This window comes from Desulfovibrio sp. (assembly GCF_019422935.1).
Taxonomy (GTDB): Bacteria; Desulfobacterota; Desulfovibrionia; order Desulfovibrionales; family Desulfovibrionaceae; genus Desulfovibrio.
The window spans coordinates 467,032-488,280 of the sequence record NZ_JAHZCJ010000002.1 but is presented as its reverse complement, the minus strand read 5'-3'; the positions used below and the strand labels follow the sequence as shown (position 1 = coordinate 488,280).

Annotated in this window: 17 protein-coding genes; 9 read left to right on the top strand and 8 right to left on the bottom strand. The window is 57.8% G+C overall.

Annotation, left to right across the window (positions count from 1 at the left end; translation table 11 throughout):
• Positions 1-33: 33 nt before the first annotated feature.
• Positions 34-1,497 (bottom strand): 4Fe-4S dicluster domain-containing protein, encoded by a 1,464-nt coding sequence (locus QZ383_RS05235; RefSeq protein WP_291443627.1) that lies wholly within the window; start codon positions 1,495-1,497, stop codon positions 34-36.
• Between the two features lie 253 nt (positions 1,498-1,750).
• Positions 1,751-2,245: a GyrI-like domain-containing protein gene (locus QZ383_RS05230; RefSeq protein ID WP_291443625.1), complete on the bottom strand. Its 495-nt coding sequence runs from the start codon at positions 2,243-2,245 to the stop codon at positions 1,751-1,753.
• 374 nt (positions 2,246-2,619) lie between these two features.
• On the opposite strand from QZ383_RS05230, the gene QZ383_RS05225 reads away from it, so the two are divergent.
• Positions 2,620-3,408, top strand: a complete 789-nt coding sequence (locus tag QZ383_RS05225; RefSeq protein ID WP_291443623.1) for an L-2-amino-thiazoline-4-carboxylic acid hydrolase — start codon at positions 2,620-2,622, stop codon at positions 3,406-3,408.
• A gap of 45 nt (positions 3,409-3,453) precedes the next feature.
• Here the strand turns inward: QZ383_RS05225 and QZ383_RS05220 are convergent, their stop codons facing one another.
• Positions 3,454-4,728, bottom strand: a complete 1,275-nt coding sequence (locus QZ383_RS05220; RefSeq protein ID WP_291443621.1) for a DUF4910 domain-containing protein — start codon at positions 4,726-4,728, stop codon at positions 3,454-3,456.
• Positions 4,729-5,168: 440 nt separating this feature from the next.
• On the opposite strand from QZ383_RS05220, the gene QZ383_RS05215 reads away from it, so the two are divergent.
• Positions 5,169-6,167: an Ldh family oxidoreductase gene (locus QZ383_RS05215; RefSeq protein ID WP_291443619.1), complete on the top strand. Its 999-nt coding sequence runs from the start codon at positions 5,169-5,171 to the stop codon at positions 6,165-6,167.
• A 79-nt stretch (positions 6,168-6,246) separates the two neighbouring features.
• On the opposite strand, the gene QZ383_RS05210 is transcribed toward QZ383_RS05215, so the two are convergent.
• On the bottom strand, positions 6,247-6,951 hold the full coding sequence (locus QZ383_RS05210; protein ID WP_291443617.1) for a DUF554 domain-containing protein: 705 nt from the start codon (positions 6,949-6,951) through the stop codon (positions 6,247-6,249).
• A gap of 257 nt (positions 6,952-7,208) precedes the next feature.
• Here QZ383_RS05210 and QZ383_RS05205 point away from each other — a divergent pair, with 257 nt between their 5' ends.
• From QZ383_RS05205 to QZ383_RS05185, 5 genes are all read left to right on the top strand, one after another.
• The gene (locus QZ383_RS05205; protein ID WP_291443615.1) at positions 7,209-7,520 is read left to right on the top strand and encodes a hypothetical protein; all 312 of its coding nucleotides are present in this window, start codon (positions 7,209-7,211) and stop codon (positions 7,518-7,520) included.
• A gap of 30 nt (positions 7,521-7,550) precedes the next feature.
• Positions 7,551-8,276: a sulfite exporter TauE/SafE family protein gene (locus tag QZ383_RS05200; RefSeq protein WP_291443613.1), complete on the top strand. Its 726-nt coding sequence runs from the start codon at positions 7,551-7,553 to the stop codon at positions 8,274-8,276.
• 152 nt (positions 8,277-8,428) lie between these two features.
• Positions 8,429-9,736, top strand: a complete 1,308-nt coding sequence (gene larA / locus QZ383_RS05195) for a nickel-dependent lactate racemase (RefSeq protein WP_291443611.1) — start codon at positions 8,429-8,431, stop codon at positions 9,734-9,736.
• Between the two features lie 247 nt (positions 9,737-9,983).
• On the top strand, positions 9,984-10,961 hold the full coding sequence (locus tag QZ383_RS05190; RefSeq protein ID WP_291443609.1) for a lipoate--protein ligase: 978 nt from the start codon (positions 9,984-9,986) through the stop codon (positions 10,959-10,961).
• Between the two features lie 347 nt (positions 10,962-11,308).
• On the top strand, positions 11,309-11,752 hold the full coding sequence (locus QZ383_RS05185; RefSeq protein ID WP_291443607.1) for a MarR family transcriptional regulator: 444 nt from the start codon (positions 11,309-11,311) through the stop codon (positions 11,750-11,752).
• Between the two features lie 76 nt (positions 11,753-11,828).
• Here QZ383_RS05185 and QZ383_RS05180 read toward each other — a convergent pair whose 3' ends face one another.
• From QZ383_RS05180 to QZ383_RS05165, 4 genes are all read right to left on the bottom strand, one after another.
• A complete protein-coding gene (locus tag QZ383_RS05180; protein WP_291443605.1) occupies positions 11,829-12,755 on the bottom strand; it encodes a DMT family transporter in 927 nt (308 codons plus the stop codon).
• Positions 12,755-14,155: a sigma 54-interacting transcriptional regulator gene (locus QZ383_RS05175; RefSeq protein ID WP_291443603.1), complete on the bottom strand. Its 1,401-nt coding sequence runs from the start codon at positions 14,153-14,155 to the stop codon at positions 12,755-12,757. The genes QZ383_RS05180 and QZ383_RS05175 overlap by 1 nt, the downstream gene beginning before the upstream one ends.
• Before the next feature lie 25 nt (positions 14,156-14,180).
• A complete protein-coding gene (locus tag QZ383_RS05170) occupies positions 14,181-15,122 on the bottom strand; it encodes a glycyl-radical enzyme activating protein (RefSeq protein WP_291443601.1) in 942 nt (313 codons plus the stop codon).
• A 63-nt stretch (positions 15,123-15,185) separates the two neighbouring features.
• Positions 15,186-17,681 carry a glycyl radical protein gene (locus QZ383_RS05165; RefSeq protein ID WP_291443599.1) on the bottom strand — a complete coding sequence of 832 codons (2,496 nt, stop codon included), beginning with the start codon at positions 17,679-17,681 and terminating at the stop codon, positions 15,186-15,188.
• A gap of 595 nt (positions 17,682-18,276) precedes the next feature.
• On the opposite strand from QZ383_RS05165, the gene QZ383_RS05160 reads away from it, so the two are divergent.
• Together QZ383_RS05160 and QZ383_RS05155 are read left to right on the top strand one after the other, a co-directional pair.
• Positions 18,277-19,287, top strand: coding sequence for a TRAP transporter substrate-binding protein (locus QZ383_RS05160; RefSeq protein WP_291443597.1), 1,011 nt, complete (start codon positions 18,277-18,279; stop codon positions 19,285-19,287).
• 73 nt (positions 19,288-19,360) lie between these two features.
• Positions 19,361-21,220, top strand: a complete 1,860-nt coding sequence (locus tag QZ383_RS05155; protein ID WP_291443595.1) for a TRAP transporter large permease subunit — start codon at positions 19,361-19,363, stop codon at positions 21,218-21,220.
• Positions 21,221-21,249 lie beyond the last annotated feature (29 nt).

Here is a 21,249-nt window from a genome sequence, read left to right as displayed (position 1 = left end):
CTGTGCATGCAGTCATGTTTGCGGGCAACGCCGTTATCCGTCCTCGCGCCACGCGCCGCGCCCAGTTGCCCACAGCCAGAGGCAGAGCACACCGAGCAGCACGGCAAAGCCCAGATGCACAAGGTCAATAAAGGTTGTCATGCCCGGCGAAAACGTGATGGAAGGCAGGTTTTTGGCAACGCGGGCCATGCCGCTCAGCACCACAACGCCCAGCACTGCCAGCCGCACCTTGCCCCAGTAGGCAAGGCGGCCCCGCAGCTTGCCCCGCACTTGCAGGGTCAGCCAGTAAAGGCCCAGCGCCAGCAGCAGGGCAGCCAGAATATAGTGGACGTTCAGAGTGGTGTAAAAATCACCTGTCCAGGTGAGGCCGGGAATTTTGGCAATGCCGTATCGGCTTGCCACGGGCAGTTGCATCATGCCCGTAAAGCCGAGCAGCAGGGCCACGCCCACCCATAGCTTCTTGAGCATGCCGCCGGAGAGGGCAGCTTCCGCCTTGGGGTCATGCAGCGCTCCCTGAGGGCGGGCCTGCGTGTGGTTCAGGCCTTGCCCCTGGCGTGCGGCGTTTACCAGCGCCCCTGCCACGCCCACCAGCGGCGCTGTCATTAACATGCGGGTGAGGTTGCCAGCTTGCGCCATGGAGTCCGCTACCGGGGCAAAGGTGGGCTTGCCGGGGCCGGGTTTGGCCTGCGCCGCCAGTTCGGAAAACGGCACGGGCGACAGATAGAAGGTATTGGTGCCGCCGTTTTCTGTCACGCCATAAAGGTACGCGCCGCGCTCTTGCGCCAGCTTGCGGGCCTGAGCCAGAATTTCATCACGGGGGCCGATGGTCTGCACCTGCTGGGGGCAAACCTCCACACAGGCGGGCAATTGGCCGTGAGCAAAGCTGTCTGCGCAGCGGTCGCACTTGTACATGACGCCGTTGCCGGCAAAGCGCGGCATGAGGTCAAGATACAGCCCCACGCCCGATTGCCGCTGCGGGATGTGCCAGGGGCAGACCGTGCGGCATTTGGCCCCGCCGAGGCAGGTCTGGCTGTCTATGCTCACCGTGCCGGTCTCTGGCTGGCGGCTGGCCGCGCCCCATGGGCAGAGGTTGGCGCAGGGCGGATTTGTGCAGTGCAGGCAGCGGCGGGGAATGTGCAGTTCAAGAGGTGCGCCGTCCTTCTGCACGGTAACGCTCTCAATATACAGCCAGTTATAGGGCGTGAGCCTGCCGTCCACATCCCGCTTGCCAGACCAGTCCTCGTCCTTGGTTCCGGGCGGAAACATGACCGGCAGGGGCTTTTTGACTTCCGGATAGCGGCTCCCGTTGCGTTCGCGGCAACCCTCAACGCACTGGCCACAGCCGATGCATTTTTCAATGTCGAGCAGGGTTGCGTATTCCGCATGCTGGGCAGAGGCGCTCGCGCCATTGGTTTCTGCCTGGGCATCCAGCCCCGCAGCGGCAATGCCTGCCGCAGAGGCCGCGCCCACCAGAAAATTACGTCGGGTCAGTGCCATGTATGCTCCTTATCGGCATGCGCGGGCGCAAGGGTGCAGCCGAATTGCCGATTATTACGATTCATTCGCAATATGGCATATTCCGAAAAAGAGTGCAATTTATAGCATACTTTTTTGGTGTGACTTGAAGGGGCAGGCAAATAGGCAGAGCAAGGTAAAAGCTTGAGCCGAATGAAGGGGAGGTGCCGTCAGGCTCGAAATCAGACCCAAGAAGCCTGGGGGTCAGGCCCAATAGCCCGCAGCAGGGGGCAGGCTATTCTTCGCGGGGCAGCACGGGCACATAGACATCGTGGGTGCCGGACTGAAAAAAGCGGCTGTCGTAGCGCTCAAAGCAGGGCTTGTCGTCCAGAACGGTATAGCCCCCCGGCGTCTGCGGCCATTCGTCATACATGTAGTCGTATGCTTCCTGAAGCATGCCAGCGGCGGGGATGCGGCAACAGGCATAAAGACCGCCCGGCAGGGTTACCGCGTCCATGCCAGCGGGCGGCGCGGCAAGCTCCGGGGCTTCCATTGCAGCCCAGTAATCAAAAGCCAGCCCAGCATGGTCTGTAAACAAAGAAAGCCCGTACGACGGCCCCTGATAGGTATTGCTGGGCTTGCCGCTCAGCTCTGGCATGCGGGGGGTAAAGACCTCATTCCACAGCCGGGGGCATTCCTGCGGGGCGTTGTGCAGGGTTGTGTGGATGCGCACACCGAAAAGGCGGACACTGTGGTGCTGCAACACCACAACGGCAAAAGGCATTGGCATGAACGCTCCTCGGCAGGTCTGATCACAGAGCAACAGTTTCCGGCCTCAGGGGTGAAATGACGTCAGTCTTCCACATGTGCCGGGCAGCCGTTTTGCATGTACCAGTTATGTTCACATGTCAACCGGTATACCAATGTGATGAAATCGCCATGGCGCATATTATACTGAATTATATTTAAAATTGGTGAATAATAATTTGTAATTAATAGTGATTTGCTTGCAAAAGGGGGCATGCCGCGCATCCATGCACTGTCATACCACAGGCTCTTGCCGCTGCTATGGCGCGCGTGGACAGGGCCCCCGGCTCCCGCTAGTGTAAGCCATGCCGTAACCCCCCAGTCTGGCGCGCAAGCGCGCCGCAAGCAGGAGCCGTCATGCACCATGCCACTATGCTTCCACGCTATACCCGGCGCGCATTTTGCTCTCTGGCACTGGGAACCTGCGCCGCTCTGCTGCTGCCCTGTTCGTGCATGGCCTCCATTGCTCAGGGCATCGGCAAGCCGGTGAGCGATGAGGCCCTCAAAGCCGAATTTGCAGGCATGTGCGCCGGTGCGGAGCAGATGCTTGCCGGGCAGCGCCCAGTGGAGGATTTGCGCGCCATGTTTGCCCAGGCAAGGCAGGCCCACACCCGGCTGCTGCCTCTGCCGGATATTGGCGGGCCGGAAAACCTGACCTATCCCAGCTTCCTTGTCGGGCCGCAGTATGCGGCGCTGTACACTGCCATGCGCCCGCACGGATTCAGCGCCAGGGATGTGGGCAAGCTTGTGTACGATCTGGCGGTCTACAGCTTTGAGGAGCAGAAGGAAGCGTACCGCGCCAACGGGCAGCGCTTTTTTACGCCGGAGTATTTTGCCCTGTTGCAGGCCTGGGCCATGCGCAGTCAGCAGCGGCGCTACCCGCTGGATTGGGTGCAGACGGTATTTCGGGGAGATGGGCGCGATTTTGATATCGGTGTGAATTACACGGAATGCGGGCTGATGAAGTATTTTGCCTCGCTGGGCATGCCCGAGCTCGCTCCTTATCCCTGCCGGGTGGACTTTCCCACCGCAAGGGCGGAAGGCACGGGCCTTGCGCGCACCTCAACGCTGGCTGAGGGCGGCAAGGTATGCGACTTCCGCTACAAGCAGGGGCGGGAAACAACCCAGGGATGGGACATGGTGTGACGCGGCTGTTGCGCGGCGGCCTTGCAGCCATGCCGCGCACAGTCGTCAGCAGGTTTTGACCGCCAGCACGTCTTTTTCAACCAGCTTGCGCATGGTTTCCGCACAGCGAAAAATATCCCTGCCCACAATGTCTGCTTCTTCAAGCAGGGTGGTTTCGCCATCGGCATAGGCCAGCAGATCCATCATCAGATTGACCTGTTCCGTACAGGAAGTTTTTGTGCTCAGCGTGGGGTAGAGGCCGCGTTTGCCCAACTGCGGTTCGCACAGCACACGTGGCTCGTAGGTGACGTTTTCTTCCAGCGCTTCAAGGATGCGCGTCATGATGTTCACGCTGCCTTCAAGCCCCTTTTGCGTAACAAGCGAGCAGTCGTCCAGCGAGGTGTGGTACTCGGGGTAGGCGTGATATTTGCTGCGCATGACGCTGCACAGGGGCAGGTCGATGCCGGGCGCGCAGTACTGGCGCTCGTCGCTCTCGCGGTCAAGAAAGGTGTAGCGGATAAAATCGGGTGCAAAGTGGTGCAGCACGTGCAGGGCGGCCTTGTCGGCCAGGGTGTTGCCCTTGCGGCTGGGCAGATAGGAATAGGCCCGTTCATCGCCCATGCAGGTGAGGTTGAAGCCCGCCACCACATTGCGACGCAAGGCCTCGTGGTTGCGGCTCAGATAAGTGATGGAGCCGATGGTTTCCGGCACAAAGGCAAAACGGTAGGTGTAGCGGCGCGGGCGCTGCGCCACCCACTGCGCAAGGGCCGTGGCCACCACCGGGCCGGAAAGCTCGTTGTTGGCCATGGACGGATGGCAGATGTAGGTGGAAAGAAAAATTTCTTTTTCGCACTGGCCGGGGATCACAAGGTCGCCGTATGTCAGATGCCCCGGAGCCAGGGTGGAATCTATGGAAGCGTGGTACATGCCGGGGGACAGTTTTTGCCGCTGCTCGTGCTTGATGCAGAAGCCCCACCGTCGGGCATAGTATGATGTGATGTAAGGAATGGCATTGGGCATTTCGGGCAGGGAATGCAAATGATTTTGCAGCTCTTCCAGCGAAATGTCGCAGTCAACGGGTTCGGAATACCCCATGACGTGCAGATTGGTGTCGGCAAAGTCGGCAATCACTTCGCCCGATGGGCCGGTCAGCCGCGCGCCCCTGATGTTCCATTCGTCCGGCACTGTCCAGTCAAAAACCTTGGATCCAGACGCTACCTCAAAGGTACGTAATCCGGGTAATTCTTCCTGCAACATGCGCAATGTCTGCCGCACCCCGTTGCCCGTAATACTGCGGCATATGGGAAAAAGACTGCGAAGAAAGTCGTGGAAGCTCGTCATTATCCTTCCTTATGTTGGCATCGCGTGAGGCAGCAATTCCCAAAAGGGGCACTAACCCTGAATGCCGAATTCCAAGGGGTGGAATTTTTTCGGCGGCAATGCCTGTCGCGAGCTTGCTTATGGCGACTGAGGCGCGCAGTCAAGCAGCAATTTTCTGTAAAACGGAAAAAAGATGCCCGCTGCCCCCTACAGGGCTTTTGTTCCCGATCATCGCGCAGGCCAGAACTGCCATTATGACCGCGCGCGTGGAGCTTCAACGGCAGCACGGGCCAAGCGGGAGCCAGCGCGCCTTTAAAAGGTTAGCATTTAGTTTGTGCGTAGAAAAGCCCCAAGGCGGGTGCGCAAAACATCCTTTTCCGCCATCAACAATACTGATATGCAAAAAGTGCTCGCGCAATGCAAGCAACTATAAGTAAAATCAGCTAGATTCTGGAGCCCCCATGCCTCATATCAGCCTTACCGAAGCACAAAAAATGGGCGAAGATATTTTGCAGGCCCACAAGGTCGGGCAGCGAAATGCCCAATTGACCATCGCCTCGCTCCTGCGGGCAGAAATGGAAGGCCTGCCCTCGCACGGATTTTCGCGCATTCCCTACTATGCATCCCAGGCGGAGGCCAGCAAGGTTGATGGCTACGCCGTTCCTGTGGTGGAACGCGCAAAGCCCGGCGTAGTGCTGGTTGACGCCTGCTGCGGGTTCGCCTTCAGCGCTTTTGCCGATGGCCTGCCCGTGGTGGCTCAGGCTGCCAGGGAGTCTGGCGTGGCTCTCATGGCCGTGCGCAATTCGCACCATGCGGGCGTGTTGGGATTCCCCGTGGCGGATCTGGCGGCGCAGGGCCTGCTGGCCCTTGGCTTTGCCAACAGCCCCGCGGCTCTGGCTCCCTATGGCGGCACAAAGGTGACCTTTGGCACGAACCCGCTGGCCATGGCCTGTCCGCGCAAGGACGCCCCGCCCCTTGTTATTGATCTTTCCATGGGGCTGTTGGCGCGCGGCAAAATTTTGCAGGCCGCAAAAAGGGGCGAGGCTATCCCCGAGGGCGCGGCTGTGGATGCGGAGGGCAATCCAACCTGCGATCCGGTCAAGGCCTTCAACGGCGCACTGTTGCCCTTTGGCGGCCCCAAGGGCTACGCCCTGGCACTCATTGTGGAAATAATGTCGGCAGCGCTCACGGGTGCTTCCCTGGCCATTGAGGCCTCTTCCCTGTTCACGCCGGACGGCCCGCCGCCGCGCCTTGGGCAGAGCTTTCTGGTCATGGATCCTGCGGCTACGGCAGGGGCAAACTTTCTGGACCGCGTGGAGCACTTGCTGGGCTTCATCAGCGACCAGCCGGGCGCACGTCTGCCGGGCGACCGCCGCATCGGCCTCAGCCGCGCCGCCAGTGAGCGAAATAGCATTGATTTGCCGGAGGATCTGCTGGCCCAACTGCAATCGCTGCTCTAGCCGCAGTGTTTAAACTGTTTTGCCCTCTGGTGTGCAAGGACGGAGGGCAAAACAGTATTTCAGTCATGGTCCAGGCCGGTTACTTGAAGGGAAAGTACAGCTCCCACAGGTGCGAAAGCGGCAAAATGATGGCCATCGCGGGCAGCATGTTGATGACCGGGAATATCTTGATATCGCACATGCGCAGGCCCGTGGCCACAAAGATGACGCCGCCGCAGGCGGTAAAGTCGTTGAGCATGGTCGGGGTCATGAACGGGGCAATGGTGGTGGCCCCCATGTAGATGAGCGCCAGAATAATAAACTGCGGCACGGCGATAAGGCTTACGGAAAAGCCCATGAAGGAGCCGAAAACCACGCCGGTAAACATGTCCAGCGCGGCCTTGGTCAGCAGAATGTCGGGCTTGCCGGTGAGCCCTTCATGAAAGGCCCCCAAAAAGCCCATGCTGCCAAAGCAGAATGCCGCCACTAAGGTTATGACCATCAGGGAGAAGTTTTCGTCGCCCATGCGCTTGCTCTTAAGCAGGCTAAAAATGGCCCGCAGGAACTTTTGCAGCAGGGCCTCAGCATAGATGATTTCGCCCACCATGGTGCCGAGAATGAGCGAAACCGTCACGGCGGGCAGTGCAGCGGCCTTACCCACAAGGGTTGCGCCCAGACACAGGGTTATGACGCCAAAGATGGAAGGCAGCGCTTTTTTGAGCCGTTCAGGAAAAATATCGGCAAAAATAACGCCGATGATGCCGCCGATGAAAAGTCCGCCACTATTCACAATAGGTCCGATCATATGCGTGCCCCGCGTAATGGCATAGAAATCGTTCTGAAAGGCGGACAGGAAAAGTGATCTGTAGGCCGGTGTGAATCGATGTGGTGATGCCAGGGTTTGTTGCCCCGATAACAGCAAGGGCGCAGGCGCGGGGCCGCCAGTACGCCGGGATTATCCCGAAGGCAGGATGACTTGGTGTGCAGTTTGGGTACCACAAGGCATTTTCGTTGACAATGCGCCCCCGTCAGAGGCGGGCGCAGGAGCAGACAGGAGACAGCATGATTGTGAGAACATGGCACGGCTGCGTGCCTGTGGCTATGGGCGATGCCTTTGCCAAACATTTGCGCAAAACGGGCGAAGATCACGCCAAAAGCATTCAGGGCAATCTGGGTGTTGCGGTCAAACGCATGACCTTTCGCGGCTGGGAGCACTTTTTCTTTGCCACATGGTGGGATTCGCTGGAGGCCATAAAGGCCTTTGCGGGCGAAAACTACCAGCTCGCCGTGCATTACCCCGATGACGAACGGTTTGAGCTGGTGGCAGATCCTTATGTGTTCCACCACGAGGTAGATCAGATTACGCCCCTGTAAACGTGATTCTGCGCCCAGCATGGAGAGGCCGTGGTATACGTGCTCATTGGTCTATGCGGCATTGTGGCAGGGGCCATCAGCGGGGTGGTGGGCACCGGATCTTCCATAATCCTGCTGCCGGTGCTGAGTCTGGCTTTTGGCCCTAAGGCAGCCATTCCCATCATGGCTGTTGCCTCCATTGCGGGCAATGCCTCGCGGGTGATGGCCTGGCGGCGGCAGATAAGCCTCAGGGCCTTTGCCTGCTATTCGGTAACTGCCGTGCCTGCGGCGATTTTGGGTGTGCGGACGCTCTGGATAATGCCCGCGGAAATTTCCAATCTGTGCATCGGCCTGTTCTTTTTTGTGCTCATCGGTTTGCGCCGGGCCAGCCGAACGCGCGGCATGCGCCTTGGCTCCCGGCAGATGGCCCTGGCTGGCGGCCTTGTGGGGTATCTGACTGGGGTTGTGTATTCCACCGGGCCGCTGACCATTCCCATCTTTGCCGGTTTTGGCCTCGCCAAGGGGGCACTGCTCGCCACCGAGGCGGCTGCGTCCATAGCCGTGTATGTTGCCAAGGCTCTGGCCTTTGGGGCTGTGGGCGGGTTGCCCCTGCCCGTGCTGTGCAATGGCCTTGTGGTTGGGGCGGCGCTGGCTCTTGGCACGTTTCTGGGCAAGCGTTTTGTGCTTGGCATGTCTGAAGCGACCTTCCGCCTGCTTATTGACGCCATGCTTGCCTGCGCGGGCCTTGTGATGACGGGCAGCGCGCTGTTTGGGTAGAGCATATGCGGCGCGGAAGCAGAATTTTCTCCTCTTCACAAAAGCCTGCATGAGGCATAACAAACCCTGAACGAACTGGCGCTGCGGCAGAATTGCGCGGAACAAGGCCCGGCGCTGCATTTGCGGCACAGCAACAAACAGGGACACGACTCATGGCACAGCATTACATGAAATACGGCGACAGGGAATTTTCTGTGGAGCTTGGCAACGGCCTCATAGCGGCGGAGCTGCATTCCAACGCGGTTGCGCTGCCCGCAAAAAGCGCGCTGGAGCACATTAACGAAGCTCTGGATAATCCCATCGGTTCGCCCCGGCTTGAGGAAATGCTCAAACCCGGCCAGACGGTGTGCATTGTCGTGCCAGATTCCACGCGCCTGTGGCAGTCGCCCAATGTTTATGTTCCTGCTGTGGTGGCCCGTCTGAACAAATGCGGCATCCGCGATGCGGACATTCGTATCCTCACGGCCACAGGCACGCACCGCCCCATGACGCGCGAGGAGCATATCGCCATTGTTTCCGAGGATATTTACAACCGTATTCAGGTTATTGACCACAAGTGCCGGGATTCGGCGGATATGGTCAAGGCGGGCGTGACCAGCAACGGCACCGAGGTGTGGTTTAACCGCTTTGCCATGGAGTGCGACCATATCATCCTGACCGGCGGCGTGGTGTACCACTTTCTGGCCGGGTACGGCGGCGGCCCCAAGTATCTGCTGCCCGGCATCGCCAGCTACGAGACCATCCAGCGACATCACAACCTGGCGCTGAACAAGGGCTTTGGCAGCGGCACCAATGCGGCGGTGCGCAGCGCCAATATGGAAACCAGCAATATTTTTCATGCCGATCTTGAAGAAGCCGCCCTGCTGGCAAAGCCCAGTTTCCTGCTCAACGTGGTGGTGGACGACAATTACAACATCATCAAGGCCGTGGCGGGCGACATGGTGCAGGCGCACCGCGAGGCCTGCGCGCTGGTTGACGCCATCGACGGCGTCAACGTGGCCGAACGCACACCCATGGTCATCGCCAGCGCGGGCGGCGCGCCCAAGGACATCAATTTTTACCAGACCATCAAAACCCTGGCCAACGCCCTCGCGGTGGTGAGCGAGGGGGGCACCATCATCATTCTGTCGGCCTGTACCGAGGGCTTTGGCAGCCCGGATACCCAGCACCAGATCTGCGATTTCGACGATATGGACGCTCGCGAAAAAGACCTGCGCGAAAATTTTTCCATAGGCAGCTATGTGGGCTTTCTGTTTGCGGAATCTGCGGAAAAGCACAATCTCATCATGGTCAGCTCCATGAATGCCGAGGACTTTGCCAAAACAAAGATCCACATTACCACGACTCTGGACGAAGCCCTTGCGCTGGCAAAAAAGCTGAACGGCGGCAAAGACCTGCGGGCAACCCTGCTGCCCCACGGGGCCAATACCCTGCCCAAGCTTCAGACGGTCAACGAGTAAAGCATTTAACAGTTGAAAGGTTCACTTACGGCAGACAAAGCCTGCCTTAACACCTTGCATGAATTGACAGACTGATTACAAAGCACCGGGCGTGAAGACGACAGGATTGTCTCCACGCCCGGTGCTTTTGTGAAAGCAACGCAGCCCTCACCGCCCCCTCATGCCTGCAAGCGCGGGCATCAGCGAATTGCTTGGACAAATGTAGAAAATGCGATATGTCCCAACAATGTGTTTCATGGGGGGGAGTATGCGTTTTATCTATAATCCTTGCACAGACGCCTCGTTTAATCTGGCGGCGGAAGAATGGCTGCTACGCAATAGTGAAACCGACATCTTTATGCTCTGGCGTAATGCGGCTTCTGTTATTGTGGGGCGAAACCAGAACTCCCACTCCGAAATCAACGCCGATTACGTGCAGCAGCACGGTATCCTCGTTGTGCGCAGGCTTACCGGCGGGGGCGCGGTTTTTCATGATCTGGGGAATATCAACTTTACCTTCATCAGCCTGAACAACCATTCGGGGCTGCTGGACTTCAAGCGCTTTGCCACGCCCATTACCGAAGCGCTCAATGCCCTTGGCGTCCCCTGCGAGTTTAATGGCCGCAACGACATGGTCGTGGGCGAAAGCAAAATTTCCGGCAACGCGCAGCACATGCACCGCGACCGCCTGCTGCACCACGGCACTCTGCTCTATTCTGCCAACCTGGATTCTGTCTGTGCCGCGCTTAAGCCCAGCCCCGCAAAGTACATTGATAAATCGGTCAAAAGCGTGCGTGGCCGCGTGGGCAATATTGTGGATTTTTTGCCCCAGCCCATGCCCATTGAGGAATTCATAAATTACCTCATGCGCTTTGTGGCCGGGGATGACTCCACAGGGCAGACTGTCTTGAGTGCGGAGGAAATAACCGCCATCGAGGCTCTGGCAGAAGAACGCTACCGCTCCTGGTACTGGAATTTTGGCTATTCACCCAACTACGTCTTTGAGCGCAGCACAAAGACCCCTGGCGGTGTGCTTGACGTACATATGGATGTGCGTGACGGCATAATCGCCGATATTCGTCTGTTCGGCGATTATTTTGGCGTTCGGGATGTGACGGAACTTGAAGACATGCTCTGCGGGTGCAGACACGAACGCGGGGCTCTGGAACGTCGGCTGGCTCTGGTGCACATTGACGCATTCATTCAGGGCATTGGCGATCGCATATTTCTGGACTGTCTATTTTAGTTGACGCGGCACAGGGGGATGGTTTTAATCATCGTCAGGTAACTTTGTTTTTATATTGATTTTTGTATATTTTATTTACTTTATTTTTCGGGCTTTTCCCCATACTTTCTATTTGCCCACATGTTCTCCCGCAGCGTGTTGCATATCTGCTTGGCAGGGTGATCCTCTGCGCGGGGTCTGATTCTGCGGGCTGAAGTGTGCTTCTGAAAATTTTTCTGACTTGCACGAGACGTTTGGATGTGGCAGTGCATAATATCTGGCGCCAAAAATAGTTTGAATTTGGCACCATGCAGACGGCAAGCACGTATCAACTGCAAGCTGGCAACGCACACAATGGGGGCATTACAATGAGCGCTTCTACCAGAGACCTTGTTGGTATAATCATCAACCGCACCTCCCGCACATGGCGTACCAAGCTTGACGAGCGTCTTTCCCACCTGGGGCTGACCCAGGCGCGCTGGCTGGTGCTCATGCACCTGTCGCGGATGAACGGCAAGGCCCTGCAAAAGGATCTGGCCGTTTCTGTGGGCGTGGAAGGCCCCACCCTGGTGCGGGTACTGGACGGCCTTGAACGCATGGGCCTTGTGGAACGTGTGGGTGTGGAGGGCGACAGACGCGCCAGACGCATTTGCCTGACCCCCAAGGCTGACAACGTCATCACAGATATCCTGAATATTGGCAACCAACTGCGCACTGAAGCCCTGACGGGCATACCCGATGCAGACCTTGAAGCTTTTTACCGTGTGATGGAAGTCATCCTGGCCAATCTGCTGTCCGCATCCGCGAAGTAGCGTTTAGCAAAGCTTTGCGGCAGCGGTTTTTTATCCAGCCATACTTGGAGATGGAGCAGGCGCAATGCTGGCTTGCCTAGGGCCTTCGTAGCAGATGGGGAAGGACCGTTGCGCAGAAAATGCCGCCCAGAATGGCAAGGGCGCTCACCAGCAGCCGCAGGCCCAGAGCTTCCTTCATGAGCATGGCGCCGCCAAGGGCGGTGATGAGCGGTACGCTCAACTGCACCACAGCGGCAGAGGGCACGCTGAGCCAGCGCAAAACAGCATACCAGAGCACATAGCCAAGAGCTGAAGCCAGAGCTCCGGCAGCAAGGGCGCAGGCAACGCCTGCCCATGGCCATGCGGTGGGCAGGCCAGCCTGGTCAAAGGCCGTAGCCCAAGCCAGCAGCACGACAGCCAGCGGCACGCAGCGGATAAAATTGCTAGCCGTGGCCGCAACGGCATTGTCGCCGCCCCTGCCGTAAATTGTATAGGCCGCCCAGCACAGGCCAGAGCAGAAAATCACCGTAGCCGCGCCAGCTGGCGGCGCATCAAGACCCGGAAGCAGCAGATAGACAAGCCCTGCCATGGCAAACCCTATGCCCAGACTTTGCGCCTTGCCGGGGCGCTGCCCCAGCCGCAGCCCGGCCACAAGCATGCCGGCCTGCACGGCCACGGCAATAACCAGAGCGCCCGCTCCGGCAGACAGTCGCACGTAGGCCCAGGAAAAGCAGGCCATATAGCCAAACAGCGCCAGCGCCGCGCCCCAGCTGCCAGCACGCAGCGGATTGCCGCCGCGCCGCATCTGGAGCAGCCAGAGCATGGCGGCGGCAGAAATGGCCCTCAAGGCTGTATATACAGAGGGATTCAGGGGATGAGCGTTTTGCCCTTCGGCAAGCGCAAAGCGGCAGAGCAGGGAATTGGCGGCAAAGAGAATCATGACCAAGGTCGTCAAGGCACCCACCACCAAGGGGGAAGCATGCGTCTTGACTGTCGCGTTGTCAGCCCTGACGCCCACACGCATCAGTCAATCCGCCGTGCGCCCTGCAACTTGCGGAACACCGTACTGCGGTTGATCTGGAACAGTTCCGCCACGCGCTGCACAGAGCCGTGCACTTCAATGGCCTTGAGCAGAAAATCCCGCTCCATTTCAGCCATGATGTCGCGCAGGGGGCGGCGGGCGGCGAGGATGTCTTCGCTATAGCACGAGGCTTCGCGGGGTGCGCCGGATATCTGCGGCGGCAGGTCGCGCGGGGAAATCAGCGGTCCGCTGAGCGTGATGACCAGACTGTGCACAAGGTTTTGCAGCTCGCGCACGTTGCCAGGCCAGGAATAGGCCGTCATGATGTCCAGGGTCACGTCCATAAAGGCCATGGCCTTGTGGTATTTGGCAGTGTACTGGGCGAGGTAATGTTCTGCCAGGGGGCGCACGTCTTCCTGCCTTTCGCGCAGGGGCGGAATGCGCACCGTGGCCACATTGAGGCGGTAGTACAGGTCGCGGCGGAATGTCCCGGCCTCCACGCTTTCGGCCAGATCGCGGTTGGTGGCGGCAATGATGCGCACGTCCACCTTGCGCGGGCTGGAAGCGCCCACCCGCATGATTTCTCCGTCCTGGAGCACGCGCAAGAGCCGCGTCTGCATGGAAAGCGGCAACTCGCCCACTTCGTCCAGAAAAATCGTGCTGCCATCGGCAATTTCAAAATACCCGGCCTTGCCCTTGTTGGAAGCGCCCGTGAACGCCCCCGGCATGTAGCCGAACAGCTCGGATTCCGTGAGAGATTCTGAAATGCCGCCGCAGTCTACCTTGAGCAGGATTTTATCGTTGCGGGCCGACTGGGAGTGGGTGTAGCGGGCAAACACGTCCTTGCCCGCGCCGGTTTCTCCAAGAATAAGCACGGTCGCGTCCGTGTCCGCAAAGCGGCGCAGCAGGGAAACCACGTCGCCCATGGCCCGGCTGGCATACACAGGTTCGCGCGATTTTGACGCGCCCTGCGCAATGTAGGCCAACTGGTCGTTGATCTGGTCAATAAGCTTGCACTGCCCGGCCACCTGGGTCTGCAACTGGGCGAGCAGGGTGACATCGCGCGCAAACGTGACCACCAGACACAGATCCCCCTTGGCATCAAAAACGGGAAAGCCCGTAAGCACAAGCTTTTTACCGTTTTTGAGCTGCTGCACATGGGTGGTGGGCCTGCCCGTGCGCACTATTTCCGGGTTCAGGATGCAGTCAAACGTGCCTTCCTGTACCAGATCGCGCACATTTTTGCCGCGTATCTGTTCCTGGGTCAGCCCGGTCAGCTGCTCGTACATGCGGTTAACCTGCAGGCTGGTGCCAGCGGCATCACTTATAAAGACGCCTTCAGGCAGGGCGTCGAGTATGCGCTCCACATGTTTTGAAAGAAGCTCGGAAGATCTGCATGCCATAGGTCAATCGGGGGGTAAGTGGTTATCAGTGCGGTACGCGGAGTCGATTGCCCAAGATGGCCTGCGCCACAGCCTGAAGCCTGTTCATGTGCTCTGTTTCCAGCTTTACGTCACCCATGGGCGCGGGTCTGTCGAGAAACTGGTATTTCTGCGTACCAAGGCGGTGGTAGGGCAGCATTTCGTATTCCACCCGCTCAAAAGGCTTGAGGAATCCGGCAATGGTGGCAATGGCTTCTTCGCTGTCGTTAAAGCCGGGAATGATCGGTGTGCGTGCCAGTATGGGCAGATCGGGAAATTCTTCTGCCAGAATGCGAAAATTTTCGAGGATACGCTTGTTGGGCAGGCCTGTCTGCTCCTCGTGCACGGCGCTGTCCATATGCTTGATATCGAACAGCACGTAATTGAGATATGGCGCGGCCTCGCGGATGGTATCGGGCGAGACCATACCGCAGGTTTCAACCGCGGTCTTGATGCGCCGGGTGCGGGCCTCGCGGAGCAAAGCCACGGCAAATTCACCCTGCAACAGGGGTTCGCCGCCCGAAAGGGTCAGGCCACCGCCAGAGCGGGCATAGAAAGCCATATCCTGTTCTACTACATTCAGCACATCATCCACTGTACGCTCTTTGCCATAAACCAGCAAACCCTGAGCCGGGCAGGCAGCGGCGCAGGGCAAATCACACGCGGCGCAACGGCTGCGGTCTATGTTCAGCTTGTCGTCATCACCCAAGGTGATGGAGCCGTGCGGACAGGCCACAATACAGTGTCCGCACTTGGAAACGCCCAGGCAGCGCCCGGCATTGAATGCCAGCTCCGGTTCGCGTTTTTGCGATTCGGGGTTGCTGCACCAGCGGCAGGAAAGGGCGCAGCCCTTGAGAAAGACAATGGTTCTTATGCCGGGGCCGTCATGAACCGAATATTTCTGTATGTTAAAAACCATGCCCCGCTGTTGGCTGTCTTCCAGGCACATAAACCCTTCCTTTATGAAAAAAGCGCGGCAGCCCGGATGCTGAGGCTGCCGCGCGGTTGAATATTACATCACGTCGTGTTCAGTACGGGCAATCAGGTCGTTCTGCAGGTCGGGCGACAGGTCCACAAAGTAGGCGCTGTAGCCTGCAATGCGCACAATGAGGTTGCGGTACTTCTGCGGGTCTTTCTGCGCGGCCACCAGAGTCTGCTTGTTCACCACGTTGAACTGCACATGCCAGAGCTTGAGGTCGCAGAAGGTGCGGATAAAGGACACCAGCTTTTCGGTACCCTGTTCGCCTTCCACGCACTTGGGCGTGAACTTGATGTTCAGCATGCGGGCGGCGCGGTCGCGCATGCCCATGTTCTTGGTCTGGTAGTTGGAGAGCAGTACGGCGGTGGGGCCGTTGACGTCCGCGCCGTGCGAGGCCGAAGAGCCGTCGGAAAGCGGGAAGCCGTCCGTACGGCCATTGGGCGTGGCGGAAACCACCTTGCCGAAGGGCACGTGCGAGGTGAAGGGCACGTAGCGCACATCGTTGTGTATGCCCAGTTCCTTCATGGAGTACTTGCCGCCGTATTCCACGGAAATTTTGTCGATTTCGCGGCCAATGGCGTCGGCGTATTCGTCGTTGTTGCCGTAGCAGGGGGCGGAACGCAGCATGGCACGCACATCATCGTAGCCCTCAAAATTGGCGTCAATGGCGGCCAGCAGCTTGTCCATGCTCAGTTTCTTTTCTTCAAACACCAGCTTTTTCACGGCGGCGAGAGAGTCCACAACCGTGCCAAGGCCCATGTACTCAAAGTAGCCCAGGTTGATGCCTTCAGGGATCTGTTCCTGATGCAGGTCGATGCAGTGCTTCATGCACAGGTCGTGCATGGCTGAACCCATGGGCTGGGCAAAGTGCTGGGCGCGCAGTTTGTTGATGATGTACTGCTGGGTAAAGGCTGCCTTGAGGAACAGCAGGTGCTGCTGTACGTAGGCATTCCAGAATTCATCCCAGGTCTTGAAGTTGCGCGGGTCGCCAGTTTCAACGCCCAGAAGCTGGTCGCCGTATTTCTTCATGCGGCCATTGCGCAGCACCATTTCCACGGCAGCGGCAAAGTTGATGTACGCGCCGCCCGATGTATATGTGTCGCGGTTGGGCATGCGGGCTTCGGTGCAGCCGGAAACCGCGTAGTCCAGGGCTTCCTCGAAGGTCGCGCCCTTGGAAACGTAGAGGGGCACGATTTCCTCGTCATTGATGAGCTTGGGGAAACCGGAGCCGTACTTGATGGTTTCGGCCACGTCCCACAGGTAACGTTCGGGCGCGCGGGAGTGGATGCGGGCCGCGAGGTCGGGGTAGTGCAGCGGGAACTCGCGCTTGGACTTGAGGATCAGGTAGGTCAGCGCGTTGCTGGCATCGCGGCCGTCGGTGGTCTGGCCGCCAACAGTCACGGCTTCCCAGTGGGCGTAACCTTCGTTGAAAGCGCCGCCGGTGGGCGAAATGTACATGTCGATGAACTCGGCCATGCCCACCCACATGCATTCCAGCAGTTCCGTGGCCTGGGCATCAGTGATTTTGCCTTCGGCGCGGTCTTTTGCGTAGAAGGGGAAGAAGTACTGGTCCATGCGACCATTGGAGATCGTGGTGCCGGTCTTCTGTTCAATGCGCGAGAACATCTGGGTGAACCACTGGCTCTGGCAGGCTTCCCAGAAGTCGCGGGCGGGTTCGCCGGGCACGTGGTCGGCATTGTCGGCCATGCGCAGCAGTTCGGCCTTGCGGGTGGGGTCGGATTCCTTGGCGGCCATTTCGCGGGCAAGCACGGCGTGGCGCTTGGCCCACAGCACGATGGCGTCGCACACGATGACGATGGCTTCAAGGAAGGGGCGTTTTTCGCAGGCGTCCTTGCAGCTCAGGGGATCAAGGGCGTCCAGCTTGTCCTGGGCTTCCTTCTTGATGCTGTTAAAGCCGCGCTTCAGAATCTTTTCATAGTCGTGCACCCACTGGATGGACGAACGGAAGGACGAAGTCTCGTTGACGATAAAGCGCGAGATAAGCCCCATGGGGTCGTCATAGGTCAGTTTGTGGATCTCGGCTGGCAGGGCTGCGTTAAGGGCCTCATGGTAGGTCTTGCCCTTCCAGTACGGCGCAATTTCTTCAATAACGCGCTTGGCGTCTTCAGGCGTGATCGTGGCGGGCGAGGTCTTGCGGGTAGGCAGATCACGCACGGCGATGTCCAGAAAGTCGCCGTCCAGTTCGGGATACAGGATGCCGTAACGGCCATCGCAACCGGCGCGGCCAAGCAGCAGCTGATCGTCCTGCACGTAGACGGTCATGTTTTTCGCAATGTGCATGAGGGCCTTTGCCCAGCGCAGCACCAAAGGCTGACCGTCTGTTTCCTGCATGGACTGGGTGAAGTACAGTGCGCGTTCAATGTCGATGCGCGGCTTCTGGCCCTCAAAGCGCTCCAGCAGCTTGAAAACGCGGGTGTGGGTTTTGCGGAACTTGTCTTCCCTGCCCTCGATCTTGTCGTACAAACGCTGTTCCTGGGGGGACCGGCATTCGCAAGTGGTGGTGCTCATCACGATACTCCTGAAATATGAATATGTGGCGCGCGGGACAATGGCAGCCGCCGCGCGGAGAACGCCGAAAGGTTGTGGCAATCCTCGTTTGCCCCCTATGTGCATGGGGTGTGCCAAATTTTATAATCATTTGAAATAATTTTATTTTTTTAAAAATATGAATTTACTGGAGCTCAGATGGCACCTGCAAGGGAAGGGATGATGCATGATTGCATCAGTCAGGATTGTTTTTTGATAAACTGGCACAGGACTGCGACGCAATTTTGCGACAAGCTGACGAATTGCGGTTTGCCAGAGGGTCTCAAAATTGCGAAAATCTTATATGAAAGATATTTCACAATGTGTTCAAAACTGTTGTCGGTAGCGGGTATCAATAGATGCGTATTTGCGACAACAATAATCGTGCGCTGGTTAGCTGAGCAAATTATTTATTATTAACCATCTGTAAAATAAGTTAAAATTTGATAAATACGCTTCTGAATCCTGATTTTTAGTGGCACGCATTGTGCAAAACAAAAAAATCACAAAGCGGAGGCCTTTGATGAGGCCGTCCTGGTTTATGTTTTACAACCCCCTACAGAGAGTGAGGAGAAACATGCGTAAACTATTTTTTGCAACCGCTCTTGCGGCTACAGCCTGCCTCGGCATGAGCCTTTTTTCGCAAGATGCCTTTGCTGAAAAGCCGCTGACCCTGAGGCTTGGGCACCCCATGGCTCCGGGCAATAATGTGACCGTAGGGTACGAAAAGTTTAAGGAACTTGTTGAGCAGAAAAGCAACAAAAAAATCCGCATCCAGATTTTCGGCAACTGCCAGCTTGGCAGCGACCGCGTGACCACAGAAGCCGCTCAGGCTGGCACGCTTGATATGTCTTCAAGCTCTTCGCCCAACCTTGCCAGTTTTTCCAAGGCCTTTATGGCCATTGATCTGCCCTATGTGACTGACCCCCAAAATCAGGACAAGCTCTACAAGGCCCTGGACGAAGGCGATCTTGGCAAGGCTCTGGACAAGGTTGCAGGCGGTATCGGCCTCAAGACCATCATGTTCAGCGAATACGGCTACCGCAACTTTGTTTCCGCCAAAAAGCCCCTGAACAGCGTGCAGGATCTCATGAACCTCAAGGTGCGCACCACGGATTCCCCCGTGGAAGTGGCCGTGGCCACCGAACTGGGCATGAACCCCGCCCCTGTGGCCTGGGGTGAAACCTACACTGCGCTCCAGCAGGGCACTGTTGACGCCGAGGGCAACACTTTCTCCCTTCTCAACGATGCCAAGCACACTGAAGTGCTCAAGTACGCCATGGATTCTCAGCACAACTACTCCATGCATGTGCTGTTGATGAACAAAAAGAAGTGGGACAGCCTCACCTCCGAACAGCAGAAGATCATCGCCGAAGCGGCTCACGAAGCTCTGGTATGGCAGCGCGCAGAGACCGTGAAGCTTGAAAAGCTGGCCTGGCAGGCCTTCCGCGACCGGGGCATCACCATCCACATGCTCACTCCCGAGCAACGTGGCGAACTGAAAAAGAAGACCGCTCCTGTGCGCGAAAAGTTTGCCAAGGAAATTCCTGCTGAGTTGCTGGAACTGATCGCCGCAACGCAAAAGTAGTTATTGTCGGGGGGTCGCCAGCTTCGTTGGCAGGCCCCCCAACAAGAATGAGCACTCACCGACGGGGAAAAGCATGAACGCCACAGAAGCAAAAAACAGTCCTCTGCGCTGGCTGAACCAGAATTTTGAAAGCATTTTCATGGTCGCTGGCCTGATCAGCATTATTTTATTCATTACCTGGCAGGTTATTTACCGCTACATCATTACCCAGTTCATTGAACGTGCCGGTGCGGCTGTATGGACTGAAGAGCTTTCGCGGTATATTTTTATCTGGATTTCCTATCTGGCCGTTTCTGTGGCTATCAGAAAGCGCTCGTCCATTCGCGTGGACATGCTGTATGACCACCTGCCTCCCCGCTGGCAGCGCATTAGTTGGATAACGGTTGAAACGCTGTTTTTATGCCTTACAGCCACCATTGCATGGTTCGGCTGGGGGCAGATAGAACGGTTGCTGACATTTCCCCAGTACACAACAGCTCTGGGCATGCCCTATCTTGTGCCGTACCTCATTCTGCCGCTGGGCTTCGGCCTCATGTGTCTGCGGCTTTTGCAGTCGCTCTACGGCCAGGTGAAGGAGTGCGGCGCGCTTGATACACTCATTGGTCTGGCCCTGACAGCGCTCGTTGCTTCTCCCTGTTTTATCTTTGATTATATTGAGCCTCTGACGGCACTTTTTGGATACTTTGTGGTTTTGTGCGCCATTGGCGTGCCCATTGCCATTTCGCTGGGGCTTTCCACCCTCGCCACCATCATAAGCGCAGACACCCTGCCTATTGAGTACATGGCCCAGGTGTCGTTTACGTCCATCGACAGCTTCCCCATCATGGCCATCCCATTCTTTATCGCTGCAGGCGTATTCATGGGCGCTGGCGGCCTTTCGCGGCGTCTGCTCAGCCTTGCGGACGAGATAGTGGGCGGTCTGTATGGCGGCATGGGCCTTACGGCCATTGTGACCTGCATGTTCTTTGGGGCCATCAGCGGTTCCGGCCCGGCCACGGTGGCGGCCATTGGCGCGTTGACCATCCCTGCCATGATTGAACGTGGGTACGACAAGTATTTTTCTGCCGCCCTGGTGGCTGCTGCTGGCTGCGTGGGCGTGATGATTCCGCCAAGCAACCCCTTTGTGGTCTACGGCGTATCCGCCCAGGTTTCCATCGGCGATCTGTTCATGAGCGGCATCGTGCCGGGTATCATGACGGGCTTTGTGCTCATGGGCTATTGCTACTTCTATTCACGCAAGCAGGGCTGGCGCGGCGAAAACAAGGTGCGCAACCTGCACACCCTGGGCAAGGCCTCCTGGGAAGCAAAATGGGCGCTCATGGTGCCTGTAATCGTGCTTGGCGGCATTTACGGCGGCGTCATGACGCCCACCGAGGCCGCAGCCATCGCCGCTTTTTACGGAATGATCGTGGGGCTTTTTCTCTACCGTGAAATGGATATCAAGACGTTTTTCGCCTCATGCGTTGAATCGTGCGAAACTTCGGCCATTATCATTGTACTTATGGCGATGGCCACGCTTTTTGGCAACATCATGACCATTGAGGATGTGCCCGGCACCATTGCCCGCGCCATCCTGGGCTTCACAAACAGCAAGATCGTCATCCTGCTGCTTATCAATGTCCTTCTGCTTATTGTGGGCACCTTCATGGAGGCTCTGGCCGCCATTGTCATCCTCACGCCCATACTGTTGCCTGTTGTCACTGGTGTTGGCGTGTCGCCCCTGCATTTCGGCGTCATCATCGTCGTAAACCTTGCCATTGGCTTCATCACACCGCCAGTGGGCGTCAATCTGTTTGTTGCCAGCGGCGTTGCCAAGGCCAAACTGGAAAAGATAGCAGGGATGGCCCTGCCCATGATTGGCCTCATGGTGATCGTGCTGCTCATCTGCACCTATATTCCCGAAGTGCCCCTTTGCCTTGTAGGCGGCAAATAACGCACCAGGGTTGTTGAACTCTGTAGCCA